Below are 13,090 nucleotides of genomic sequence, written 5' to 3'. Positions count from 1 at the left end.
TTGAATCAGGCGGTTTTTGTGTGCCTGCGCGCTCTTACATGTGCGAGATCAGCGCATCACCGAAACCGGAAGACGATACCAGCTTCGCACCTTCCATCAGACGTTCGAAGTCATAGGTCACGGTCTTGGCGGAAATCGCGCCGTTGGTGCCCTTGATGATCAGGTCGGCTGCTTCGGTCCAGCCCATGTGGCGCAGCATCATTTCAGCGGACAGGATCAGCGAACCGGGATTGACCTGGTCCTTGCCGGCGTATTTCGGCGCAGTACCGTGGGTGGCTTCGAACATGGCCACGGTGTCGGACAGGTTGGCACCTGGCGCGATACCGATACCGCCCACTTCCGCCGCCAGGGCGTCGGAGAGGTAGTCGCCGTTCAGGTTCAGGGTCGCGATCACATCGTACTCGGCCGGGCGCAGCAGGATCTGCTGGAGCATGGCGTCGGCGATGGCATCCTTGACGATGACGTTCTTGCCGGTTTTCGGGTTCTTGAACTGCATCCACGGACCGCCGTCGAGCAGGGTCGCGCCGAACTCTTCAGCCGCCACTTCGTAGGCCCATTCCTTGAAGGCACCTTCGGTGAACTTCATGATGTTGCCTTTGTGCACGATGGTCAGCGAATCGCGATCGTTGTCGACCACGTATTGCAGGGCCTTGCGTGCCAGACGCTTGGTGCCTTGCAGGGACACCGGCTTGACGCCGATACCGCAGTTTTCGTCGAAACGGATCTTGGTCACGCCCATTTCTTCTTTCAGGAACTTGATGACCTTGGTGGCTTCCGGCGTACCGGCCTTCCACTCGATGCCGGCGTAGATGTCCTCGGAGTTCTCGCGGAAGATGGTCATGTCGACATCGCCTGGCTTCTTGACCGGGCTAGGCACGCCTTCAAACCAGCGCACCGGGCGCAGGCAGACGTACAGGTCGAGTTGCTGACGCAGGGCCACGTTGAGGGAACGGATGCCGCCACCGACCGGGGTGGTCAGCGGGCCCTTGATGGAAACCACGTAATCCTTGACCGCGTCCAGGGTTTCCTGAGGCAGCCAGGTGTCCTGATCGTAAACCTGAGTCGCTTTCTCCCCGGCGTACACTTCCATCCAGGAAATCTTGCGCTCGCCACCGTAAGCCTTCTTAACAGCAGCATCGACAACCTTGATCATGACCGGGCTGATGTCGACACCAATGCCGTCGCCTTCGATGAAGGGGATGATCGGGTTATTAGGAACATTGAGAGAATGGTCTGCATTGACGGTGATTTTGTCGCCGACGGCTGGAACCTGAATCTTCTTGTAACCCATGCTGAACTCCATTGATTGGATTGAACATCTGGCTTGGTTCGAGCGTAACCCAGTTGAATCGGCGCGCAAACCCTATGTTCCGCCCATCTGCCGCAAAGCCTCACAACTCGCGAGCTACAAGCCTGAAAGCAAAGGGAAAAGCGCCAAACTCAAGCACGACGAATGACCTTACGCCGTGTTGGCCCCTGCGACCTTTAGACCAATGGACGACATTCGTTGCGTATGAACCATCGGCAGATTGCCAGCTACCTATGTATAATGCCGCCGCTGACCACAGGGTCACGACGGCTGAAGTGCTCTACGACGAGACTTTCCGCCCGGCAAGCTGGCCTGTTATCGCAGTCCGGCCACTTGACGCCCTACTGATGCACCCAACATCACAGCAACGAAACCTCGATATTCGGCTCATGGATGACTTTGAACGAACGCGCTTACCCGGCGCCCTCGAGTTTCTGCGCACGCTTTAGCAAAGAAGAGAGAGTTAATCCGAATATGCCCACCCGCTCGAAGATCATCTATACCTTCACCGACGAAGCTCCTGCCCTCGCCACCTATTCACTGTTGCCTATCGTAGAGGCGTTCACCGCCTCGGCTGATATCGCCGTTGAAACCCGCGATATCTCTCTTGCAGGGCGCATCCTGGCCAGCTTCCCCGAGCAACTGGGTGACAAAGCCGTAGCCGACCACCTCGCCGAACTGGGCGCCCTGGCCGTTACGCCTGAAGCCAACATCATCAAGCTGCCGAACATCAGCGCTTCGGTTCCACAACTGCAAGCCGCGATCAAAGAGCTGCAAGCTCAGGGCTACGCACTGCCGGACTACCCTGAGACCGTCACCAGCGACGCCGACAAAGAAGCCAAGGCGCGCTACGACAAGATCAAGGGCAGCGCCGTAAACCCGGTTCTGCGTGAAGGCAACTCAGACCGCCGTGCTCCGCTGTCGGTCAAGAACTACGCACGCAAGCACCCGCACAAAATGGGCGCCTGGGCCAAGGACTCCAAGTCCCACATCGCACACATGAGCACCGGCGATTTCTACGGCAGCGAAAAAGCTGCCCTGATCGACGCCGCTGACGCCGTGAAGATCGAACTGATCGCTCAAGACGGCACCGCCACCGTCCTGAAAGAAAAGACCAGCGTACAAGCCGGTGAGATCCTCGATTGCGCGGTATTGAGCAAAAACGCCCTGCGCAGCTTCATCGCGGCCGAAATCGAAGACGCCAAGGCACAAGGCGTGCTGCTGTCGGTTCACTTGAAAGCCACCATGATGAAGGTCTCCGACCCGATCATGTTCGGCCAGATCGTTGCCGAGTTCTATAAAGACGCACTGGCCAAGCACGCTGACGTGCTGGCACAGATCGGCTTCAACCTGAACAACGGCATCGGCGACCTGTACGCTCGCATCAAGGCCTTGCCTAGCGATCAGCAAGCTGCGATCGAAGCTGACATCCAGGCGGTCTACGCCGTTCGCCCTTCCCTGGCGATGGTCAACTCCGACAAAGGCATCACCAACCTGCACGTGCCGAGCGACGTCATCGTCGACGCCTCGATGCCAGCAATGATCCGTGACTCCGGCAAGATGTGGGGCACCGACGGCCAGCTGCACGACACCAAGGCCGTGATCCCGGATCGCTGCTACGCGACCATCTACCAGGCAGTGATCGAAGACTGCAAGGCCAACGGCGCGTTCGATCCGACCACCATGGGCAGCGTGCCAAACGTTGGCCTGATGGCGAAGAAAGCCGAAGAATACGGTTCCCACGACAAGACTTTCCAGATCAAGTCTGACGGCGTTGTTCGCGTGACCGACAGCAAAGGCACCCTGCTGATGGAACAGGCTGTTGAAGCCGGCGACATCTTCCGCATGTGCCAGACCAAAGATGCGCCGATCCAGGACTGGGTCAAACTGGCCGTCAACCGTGCTCGCGCCAGCAGCACTCCGGCGATTTTCTGGCTTGACCCAATGCGCGCCCACGATGGCGTAGTGATCGAGAAAGTTCAGGCTTACCTGAAAGATCACGACACTGCCGGCCTGGACATCCAGATCATGGCGCCGGTCGACGCGATGAAGTACACCCTGCAGCGCACCCGCGAAGGTAAAGACACCATCTCGGTGACCGGCAACGTACTGCGCGACTACCTGACCGACCTGTTCCCGATCATGGAACTGGGCACCAGCGCCAAGATGCTGTCGATCGTGCCGCTGATGAACGGCGGTGGCCTGTTCGAAACCGGCGCTGGCGGTTCGGCTCCGAAGCACGTTCAGCAGTTGCTGGAAGAAAACTTCCTGCGCTGGGATTCGCTGGGTGAATTCCTGGCCCTGGCCGCGTCCCTGGAACACCTGGGCGTGACCTACAACAACCCTAAGGCGCTGGTGCTGGCCAAGACCCTGGACCAGGCCACCGGCCAGTTCCTGGACAACAACAAGTCGCCATCGCGCAAAGTCGGCAACATCGACAACCGCGGCAGCCACTTCTACCTGGCACTGTACTGGGCTCAAGCCCTGGCTGCCCAGACCGAAGACACTGCACTGCAAGCGCAGTTCGCGACCCTGGCCAAGACCCTGACCGAGAACGAGGCGACCATCGTTGCCGAACTCAACGCCGTTCAGGGCAAGCCAGTGGACATCGGCGGTTACTACCACGCCGACGCCGAGCTGATCAGCAAGGCCATGCGCCCGAGCGCAACCTTCAACGCGGCAGTTGCTGCGCTGGTTTAAGGTTGCAAGGGAACATCACAAACCCCGGCCCTGTGCCGGGGTTTGTGTTTCTGGCGAAGATCAAAAGATCGTCCGATCGCGGCCCGAGCCTTCGGCAGCTCCTACACCGATCCTTGTAGGAGCTGCCGAAGGCTGCGATCTTGGCAATTCCGAATACACCGAAGACCTTACCGAGGAAAACCCATGGACTGGAAACCCCACATCACCGTCGCCACCATCGTCGAAGACAACGGCCGCTTCCTGATGGTTGAAGAACTCAAGGGCGGACGCACGGTACTCAACCAGCCCGCCGGCCACCTGGACCCGAATGAAACCCTGACCGAAGCCGCCGTGCGCGAAACCCTCGAGGAAACCGGCTGGGACGTCGAACCCACCGGCGTACTGGGCATTTACCTCTACACCGCCCCGAGCAACGGCGTAACCTACCAGAGGGTCTGCTTCATCGCCAAACCACTGAAACACCACGCGGATTATCAACTGGATGACGGCATCATCGGCGCCAAGTGGTTGACCCGCGAGGAATTAATCGAGCAGCGCGACAACTGGCGCAGCGAGCTGATCATCCGCTGCATCGACGACTATCTGACAGGCCAACACTTCGGCCTCGAATTGATCCGTCCTTCTCTTTAGCCTTGCGGGCCTTAGCCTGCTAGAATCGCGTCCTTTTTCAAGACACTCATTGAATCCCTATGCGTGATCCAGCCCCTTCTGACACACAAAAGAAGCGCGTCATTGTCGGCATGTCCGGCGGCGTGGACTCTTCCGTTTCCGCCCTCCTGCTGATCGAGCAGGGCTATGAGGTGGAAGGCCTGTTCATGAAGAACTGGGAAGAAGACGATGGAACGGAATACTGCACCGCCATGGATGATCTGGCGGATGCCCAGGCCGTGTGCGACAAGATTGGCATCAAGCTGCACACCGCCAACTTCGCCGCCGAGTACTGGGACAACGTGTTCGAGCACTTCCTGGCCGAATACAAGGCCGGACGCACGCCGAACCCGGACATCCTGTGCAACCGCGAAATCAAGTTCAAGGCGTTCCTCGACTACGCCATGATGCTCGGCGCCGACCTGATCGCCACCGGTCACTACGTGCGTCGCCGCGACATCGACGGCTGCACCGAACTGCTCAAGGGCCTGGATCCGAACAAGGACCAGAGCTACTTCCTGCACGCCGTCGGCGGTGAACAGATCGCCAAGACCCTATTCCCGGTCGGCGAGCTGGAAAAACCGCAAGTGCGCGCCATTGCCGAGAAATACGAACTGGCGACCGCGAAGAAAAAGGATTCCACCGGGATCTGCTTTATCGGCGAGCGCCGCTTCAGCGACTTCCTCAAGCAGTACCTGCCAGCGCAACCGGGCGAGATCAAGACCACCGAAGGTGAAGTCATCGGCCGTCACCACGGCCTGATGTACCACACCATCGGCCAGCGCCAGGGCCTGGGCATTGGCGGGCTGAAAGATGCCAGCGATGAGCCGTGGTACGTGCTGATCAAGGACCTGGAACACAACGAGCTGATCGTTGGCCAGGGCAACGATCACCCGTGGCTGTTCTCCCGCGCCCTGCTCGCTTCCGATATCTACTGGGTCAACCCGATCGATCTGAGCCAGCCACGCAAGCTGACCGCCAAGGTTCGTTATCGCCAGAGCGACCAGCCGTGCACCCTGGAAAAAACCGCCACCGGTTATCGCGCGACCTTCGATGATCCGCAACGCGCGGTCACTCCGGGCCAGTCCGTGGTGTTCTACGACGGTGAAATCTGCCTCGGCGGCGGCGTGATTGAAGTAGCCGAGCCGTGGACGAGCAAGGGCCAGGCCCTATGAACCCGATTCAGGAGCAACTGACAGCACTGGGCGGCGTGTTTCTCGCCGCCGTGCTGGTGGACAGGATTGCCAAGTCCGGCCAGACCAACGAAGCCGGACTGACCTGCATGCTCGGTAGCCTGCTGATCCGCGACCCCAAGGACACTCTGGAAGTCTACGGCGGCGACGACATCAACCTGCGTGAAGGCTACCGCGCGCTGATTGGCGCCCTCGAACGCGATCCAAGCGCCCTGCAGCGCGAACCGCTGCGTTATGCCCTGGCCATGCTCGGCCTTGAACGTCAGCTGGCCAAGCGCAACGACATGCTCGACGTGATCGGCAAGCGTCTGCCGCAGATTCAGTCCCAGGTCGAACACTTCGGCCCGGCCCACGAAAACGTGATCGCTGCATGCGGCGCGCTGTATCAGGACACCCTGAGCACCCTGCGCCAACGCATCCAGGTGCACGGTGACATGCGCAACCTGCAACAACCGAGCAATGCCTCGAAAATTCGCGCCCTGCTGCTGGCCGGCATCCGTTCGGCGCGCCTGTGGCGGCAATTGGGCGGTCATCGCTGGCAGCTGGTGATCAGCCGCCGCAAATTGCTGAAAGAGCTTTACCCGTTGATGCGTAACGAATAACCCGCATCGACAGAACTGAACATAGCAATACGCGTAATACGCCGGTCAGTTGGCGACGGACCGGCGGATTTTTTCATGTATGATACGCGCCCCATTTCGTTGCCCGACTGTCCGAGAACACCCCATGCAGCTCTCTTCGCTCACTGCGGTTTCCCCTGTTGACGGCCGCTACGCCGGCAAAACCCAGGCCCTGCGCCCAATTTTCAGCGAGTACGGCCTGATCCGTGCCCGCGTTCTGGTTGAAGTGCGCTGGCTCCAGCGCCTGGCCGCTCACCCTGCCATCAGCGAAGTGCCGGCGTTCTCTGCCGAAGCCAACGCTGTGCTCAACACCCTGGCGGAAAACTTCGCTCTGGAGCACGCCGAGCGCGTCAAAGAGATCGAGCGCACCACCAACCACGACGTCAAGGCCATTGAATACCTGCTCAAAGAGCAGGCGGCCAAGCTGCCGGAACTGGCCAAGGTCAGCGAGTTCATCCACTTTGCCTGCACCAGTGAGGACATCAACAACCTGTCCCACGCCCTGATGCTGCGCGAAGGCCGTGATGACGTGATGCTGCCGCTGATGCGCCAGACCGCTGAAGCCATCCGCGAACTGGCCATCCGTTTCGCTGACGTGCCAATGCTGTCGCGCACCCACGGTCAACCGGCCTCGCCGACTACCCTGGGCAAAGAACTGGCGAACGTGGTTTACCGTCTGGAGCGTCAAATCGCTCAAGTCGCGGCCGTTCCGCTGCTGGGCAAGATCAACGGCGCTGTCGGCAACTACAACGCGCACCTGTCGGCCTACCCTGAGATCGATTGGGAAGAGAACGCCCGCGCCTTCATCGAAGACGAGCTGGGCCTGGGCTTCAACCCGTACACCACGCAGATCGAACCGCACGACTATATCGCCGAGCTGTTCGACGCGATCGCGCGTTTCAACACCATCCTGATCGACTTCGACCGCGACATCTGGGGCTACATCTCCCTGGGTTATTTCAAACAGCGCACCATCGCTGGCGAAATCGGTTCGTCGACCATGCCGCACAAGGTCAACCCGATCGACTTCGAGAACTCCGAAGGCAACCTGGGCATCGCCAACGCACTGTTCCAGCACCTGGCGAGCAAGCTGCCGATCTCCCGCTGGCAGCGTGACCTGACCGACTCCACCGTACTGCGCAACCTCGGTGTCGGCTTCGCCCACAGCGTGATCGCCTACGAAGCCAGCCTCAAGGGCATCAGCAAGCTTGAGCTCAACGAGCAGAAGATTGCCGCTGACCTGGACGCCTGCTGGGAAGTACTGGCCGAGCCGATCCAGACCGTAATGCGTCGCTACAACATTGAAAACCCGTACGAAAAGCTGAAAGAACTGACCCGCGGCAAGGGCATCAGCCCAGAAGCGCTGCAGACTTTCATCGACGGCCTGGACATGCCAGCCGCCGCCAAGGCCGAGCTGAAATTGCTCACCCCGGCCAACTACATCGGCAACGCTGTAGAACAAGCCAGACGCATCTGATCGACCGCTAGACCCTTTTAAGACGCCCGGCAGCGCCGGGCGTTTTTATTCCCGTCTGAAAAGTGCATTTTTTCAATAGGTTACACATGAATCCTGATATTCCTCTTCAACTTCTGGGCGGCATCACGGCACGGGAATTCCTGCGCGACTACTGGCAGAAAAAACCACTGCTGATCCGCCAGGCGATTCCTGATTTCGAAAGCCCGATCGACGCCGACGAACTGGCCGGCCTGGCGCTGGAAGAAGAAGTCGAATCGCGACTGATCATCGAGAATGGCGAGCGTCCGTGGGAACTGCGTCGCGGCCCGTTCGCCGAAGATGAATTCAGCAAGCTGCCTGAACGTGACTGGACCCTGCTGGTTCAAGCCGTGGATCAATTCGTGCCGGAAGTCAGCGAACTGCTGGAAAACTTCCGCTTTCTGCCGAGCTGGCGCATCGACGACGTGATGATCAGCTACGCCGCGCCAGGTGGCAGCGTTGGTCCGCACTTCGACAACTACGACGTGTTCCTGCTGCAAGGCCACGGCAAGCGCAACTGGAAGATCGGCCAGATGTGCAACACCGAGAGCCCGATGCTGACCCACGCCGACCTGCGCATCCTCTCCGAATTCGAAGCCACCGATGAATGGGTGCTGGAACCGGGCGATATGCTCTACCTGCCACCGCGCCTGGCCCATTGCGGCGTTGCCGTTGATGAATGCATGACCTACTCGGTCGGCTTCCGCGCACCGAGCGCCGCTGAAGTGCTGACCCACTTCACTGACTTCCTCAGCCAGTTCCTGTCGGACGAAGAACGCTACACCGACGCCGACGCCTTGCCGACTGCCGACCCTCACCAGATCCAGCGCGATGCACTCGACCGCTTGAAAGGCCTGCTGGCCGAGCACATGAGCGACGAGCGCCTGCTGCTGACCTGGTTCGGCCAGTTCATGACCGAGCCACGTTACCCGGAACTGGTGGTGGGCCCGGAAGACGTCGAAGAAGAGGACTTCATGTCCGCCCTGGAGCAAGGCGCGATCCTGATTCGCAACCCGAGCGCACGCCTGGCGTGGTCTGAAGTCGATGACGACCTGCTGCTGTTCGCCAGCGGCCAGAGCCGTTACCTGCCAGGCAAGCTGCGCGAACTGCTGAAGATGATCTGCGCCGCCGACTCGCTGCACGCCGACAACCTCGGCGAATGGCTGAGCGACGAAGACGGCCGCGGCCTGCTGTGCGAACTGGTCAAGCAAGGAAGCCTGGGGTTTGCCGATGAATAAGATTCACGTACGTGTCGCAGACTGGCAAAAGGACAACGCCGAGATCCGGCGCATTCGTGAGACGGTGTTCGTCGCCGAGCAATCCGTTCCGCCAGAATTGGAATGGGACGCCGATGACATTGATGCAGTGCATTTCCTCGCTTACGAAGGCGACTTTCCGATTGGCACCGCCCGCTTGCTGCCCGATGGTCACATCGGCCGAGTGTCGGTGCTCAAGGACTGGCGTGGCCTGAAAGTCGGCGACGCACTGATGCAAGCGGTGATTGGCGAAGCTGAAGAGCACGGGTTGAAGCAGCAGATGCTCAGCGCTCAAGTGCAAGCCACGGCGTTCTATGAGCGCCTGGGCTTTCACCTGGTCAGTGAGGAGTTCCTGGAAGCCGGGATTCCCCATGTGGACATGGTTCGGCACTCAGCCTGAGACCTTGTGGCGAGGGAGCTTGCTCCCTCGCCACAAATGCACTCGACTACACCACAAAACGCCCCGCTATCTCCGGATGCCGGGGCGTTTTGCTGCCTACGATTCAACTAGCGCCACCCCAGGCCGACAACCTGATACCTGTAGGAGCGAGCTCGCTCGCGATGGACGTAAACGATAACTCGCACCCCCAGGCAAATCGCGTCGCCTGCAAATTCATCGCGAGCAAGCTCGCTCCTACACACCCAAGGCCGACAAACTGGCACTATCATCAATTCAAGTTGGCGGAGATAACGGATATGCCCCTACGCACCCTGCTCACCACGCTGCTGGTGACCTGCAGTTTTTCGGTCTTGGCAGCCACCGAAATCGTGCCACTGAACTACCGCACCAGCGCAGATATGCTGCCCGTGGCGCAGGATTTCGTCGGCAAGGACGGACAGGTCAGCGCCTACGGCAATCAACTCATCGTCAACGCCGATCAACGCAAGATCGACGAACTTAAAGCCCTTCTTTCGCAACTCGACACCGCCCCCAAGCGCCTGCTGATCACCGTCGACACCAACGACAACAACTTCCAGGGTGACCAGGGTTATTCGGTGAACGGCGCCAAGCCAAGCCAGACCCGCATCATCAACTACAGCACCAATAGCCGCGACGGCGGCATTCAGCAAGTGCAGGCCAGCGAAGGCGCACCGGCACTGATCCAGGTCGGCCAGAGCGTGCCGGTCACCAGCAGCCAGAGCGACACCTATGGCGGTTACAGCAGCCAGACCGAATACCGCAATGTCACCCAGGGCTTCTACGTCACGGCAAACGTCACCGGCGACATCGTTCACCTGTCGATCAGTACCAACCGTGACCGCATGAGCCAGGAACGTCCAGATGTAGTGAACGTACAAAGCACCGACACAACCGTCACCGGTCACCTCGGTGAGTGGATCCTGCTGGCCGGGGTGAATGGCCAGACCCAGGCCGACAAACAGGGCCTGACCCGCAGCTACTCGAGCCAGAGCCGCAACGACATGACATTGCGGGTGAAAGTCGACACCCTGGACCAAAGCACCAAAAACTGACTGACGAGTCGTATTAGACCAAAGATGTAGTGCTTGAAAAAAAGCACTACAAAACGTTTGACGAGCCAAAAAAGCGAAGGCATGATGGCCTCGCTCCCGCTAATCAGAGGCCCTGGCAAGGGCCTTCGAGGCGATGTTCGCACCTACCCCCGCGAACCGCTTCGTGTCTGTACCGCCCACAAGGTGTGTTTGACGAGGTTGTCGACTGGAACGAAGTTGTCCCGAGGGACGGAAGCGTAATAGGTAACCCGGCACCACACTGATGTTCGCACCAAGGCCCACGACGCCCGAATGCGCCCGCAGTTCGCCTTTACCTGCTCACTTCCCCTCGAGCCGATCGTTCATCCCGTCGCCCTCCCCGCCGAATCCGACTTGACCGCTTAAGCTTCTGGTCAGCGAGCGCAGGAATTTTCCACCGCAGAACAACTTTTCATAAAGACGCGACGAGGTTTATCTCCCATGGCACTGACACGCGAACAGCAAATTGCAGCCCTCGAAAAAGACTGGGCTGAAAACCCGCGCTGGAAAGGCGTGACACGCACTTACTCCGCTGCTGACGTCGTCCGCCTGCGTGGCTCGGTTCAACCTGAGCACACCTTTGCAAAAATGGGCGCCGAGAAGCTGTGGAACCTGGTCACCCAGGGTGCCAAGCCGGCCTTCCGTCCCGAGAAAGATTTCGTCAACTGCATGGGCGCCCTGACCGGCGGCCAGGCTGTACAACAAGTCAAGGCCGGTATCCAGGCGATCTACCTGTCGGGCTGGCAAGTGGCTGCGGACAACAACTCCGCCGAATCGATGTACCCGGATCAGTCGCTGTACCCGGTGGACTCGGTTCCAACCGTGGTCAAGCGCATCAACAACTCGTTCCGTCGTGCCGACCAGATCCAGTGGAAAGCCGGCAAGAACCCGGGCGACGCTGGCTACATCGACTACTTCGCGCCAATCGTGGCTGACGCTGAAGCCGGTTTCGGCGGCGTACTGAACGCTTACGAGCTGATGAAGAGCATGATCGAAGCAGGCGCCGCCGGCGTTCACTTCGAAGACCAACTGGCTTCCGTGAAGAAATGCGGCCACATGGGCGGCAAGGTACTGGTTCCTACCCAGGAAGCCGTACAGAAGCTGACCGCTGCTCGCCTGGCTGCTGACGTTGCCGGTACTCCGACCATCATCCTGGCCCGTACCGATGCTAACGCCGCTGACCTGCTGACTTCCGACTGCGACCCGTACGACCAGCCATTCGTGACTGGCGAACGTACCCAGGAAGGCTTCTACAAAGTGCGCGCCGGCCTGGACCAGGCCATCGCTCGCGGTCTGGCCTACGCTCCGTACGCCGACCTGATCTGGTGCGAAACCGCCAAGCCAGACCTGGACGAGGCTCGTCGCTTCGCTGAAGCGATCAAGAAGGAATACCCGGACCAACTGCTGTCGTACAACTGCTCGCCTTCCTTCAACTGGAAGAAAAACCTGGACGACGCGACCATCGCCAAGTTCCAGCGCGAACTGTCCGCCATGGGCTACAAGCACCAGTTCATCACCCTGGCCGGCATTCACAACATGTGGCACAGCATGTTCAACCTGGCGCACGACTACGCCCGCAACGACATGACTGCCTACGTGAAGCTGCAAGAGCAGGAATTCGCTGACGCCGCCAAGGGTTACACCTTCGTGGCGCACCAGCAGGAAGTGGGCACCGGCTACTTCGACGACATGACTACCGTGATCCAGGGTGGCTCGTCTTCAGTGACCGCACTGACCGGTTCGACCGAAGAAGAACAGTTCCACTGATCTGCTTCGCCTGAGACATCAGCCGCTGCGGACCGAATAGAAAGCTAACCGCAGCGCTGCACATCTGACGCCCCGACTGGTTCGGGGCGTTTTTTTTGCGCGCGATTCAATGAATGCCCCTCTGTAGGAGCGAGCTTGCTCGCGAAAAACTCAAGAGCACCGCTGGGAGTCAGGTTTTGCGCGTTATCGTTCGCGACCATCGCGAGCAAGCTCGCTCCTACAAGGATCGGCGGCGGCCTCGACAAAAACATTGATCCAGCGCGTCATCCACCGTCCGAAAATCCGCTAAAACGCTCACCACCGCTACTTGCTGTAACGCTCATATAAGACAACTTCCCGAGTATCCGAAGGACAAGCAGTTTAAAAACCACGCCAAACAATACTGATTATCATTTAGCGCGAACAATGTTCGTTACATTCCCTACAAAACATAATTGACGAAATGCCGGCTAATGCCCAAGCCGCAAGGCCTGTGGGGGTTTTCATGCTCACTATGTCCTTATTCCTATAATAAATTTCGCTATAGGAATTTTACTTGCCGGGTGTTTAGCCATAAAATCAGCGGGATTGATTGCTGCGACATATCGTCACTGCCTTTGTTTCTTTTCAAG

Annotated in this window: 11 protein-coding genes; 10 read left to right on the top strand and 1 reads right to left on the bottom strand. The window is 59.2% G+C overall.

The window, feature by feature from the left end; genetic code table 11:
• Positions 1-34 precede the first annotated feature (34 nt).
• Positions 35-1,291 carry an NADP-dependent isocitrate dehydrogenase gene (icd, locus tag AC1DKH_RS21315; RefSeq protein WP_007972065.1) on the bottom strand — a complete coding sequence of 419 codons (1,257 nt, stop codon included), beginning with the start codon at positions 1,289-1,291 and terminating at the stop codon, positions 35-37.
• Between icd and AC1DKH_RS21310 the strand changes: the two genes are divergently transcribed.
• The 10 genes from AC1DKH_RS21310 (at position 1,290) to aceA (ending at position 12,479) form a co-directional block, all read left to right on the top strand.
• The gene (locus AC1DKH_RS21310) at positions 1,290-1,457 is read left to right on the top strand and encodes a hypothetical protein (protein ID WP_477777574.1); all 168 of its coding nucleotides are present in this window, start codon (positions 1,290-1,292) and stop codon (positions 1,455-1,457) included. The two genes, icd and AC1DKH_RS21310, sit on opposite strands and share 2 nt — an antisense overlap.
• Before the next feature lie 326 nt (positions 1,458-1,783).
• Entirely contained in the window at positions 1,784-4,009 is a 2,226-nt protein-coding gene (locus AC1DKH_RS21305) for an NADP-dependent isocitrate dehydrogenase (RefSeq protein WP_477799199.1), read from the top strand.
• Positions 4,010-4,192: 183 nt separating this feature from the next.
• Positions 4,193-4,639 carry an NUDIX hydrolase gene (locus AC1DKH_RS21300; protein ID WP_477799198.1) on the top strand — a complete coding sequence of 149 codons (447 nt, stop codon included), beginning with the start codon at positions 4,193-4,195 and terminating at the stop codon, positions 4,637-4,639.
• A gap of 59 nt (positions 4,640-4,698) precedes the next feature.
• Positions 4,699-5,832, top strand: coding sequence for a tRNA 2-thiouridine(34) synthase MnmA (gene mnmA / locus AC1DKH_RS21295; protein WP_477755249.1), 1,134 nt, complete (start codon positions 4,699-4,701; stop codon positions 5,830-5,832).
• Complete coding sequence (hflD, locus tag AC1DKH_RS21290) at positions 5,829-6,452, top strand: high frequency lysogenization protein HflD (protein WP_108217855.1); 624 nt, start codon at positions 5,829-5,831, stop codon at positions 6,450-6,452. Before mnmA ends, hflD begins: the two co-directional genes overlap by 4 nt.
• 124 nt (positions 6,453-6,576) lie before the next feature.
• Entirely contained in the window at positions 6,577-7,947 is a 1,371-nt protein-coding gene (purB, locus tag AC1DKH_RS21285) for an adenylosuccinate lyase (protein WP_477799197.1), read from the top strand.
• An 86-nt stretch (positions 7,948-8,033) separates the two neighbouring features.
• Entirely contained in the window at positions 8,034-9,203 is a 1,170-nt protein-coding gene (locus AC1DKH_RS21280; RefSeq protein ID WP_477759982.1) for a ribosomal protein uL16 3-hydroxylase, read from the top strand.
• The gene (locus tag AC1DKH_RS21275; RefSeq protein ID WP_477799196.1) at positions 9,196-9,621 is read left to right on the top strand and encodes a GNAT family N-acetyltransferase; all 426 of its coding nucleotides are present in this window, start codon (positions 9,196-9,198) and stop codon (positions 9,619-9,621) included. The genes AC1DKH_RS21280 and AC1DKH_RS21275 overlap by 8 nt, the downstream gene beginning before the upstream one ends.
• Positions 9,622-9,917: 296 nt before the next feature.
• On the top strand, positions 9,918-10,694 hold the full coding sequence (locus AC1DKH_RS21270) for a secretin N-terminal domain-containing protein (protein ID WP_477799195.1): 777 nt from the start codon (positions 9,918-9,920) through the stop codon (positions 10,692-10,694).
• A 459-nt stretch (positions 10,695-11,153) separates the two neighbouring features.
• A complete protein-coding gene (aceA, locus tag AC1DKH_RS21265) occupies positions 11,154-12,479 on the top strand; it encodes an isocitrate lyase (protein WP_007970439.1) in 1,326 nt (441 codons plus the stop codon).
• The last annotated feature ends 611 nt before the right edge of the window (positions 12,480-13,090 follow it).

Source organism: Pseudomonas sp. 05L36 (assembly GCF_056398125.1).
This window is presented reverse-complemented; position numbering and strand designations above follow the sequence as displayed.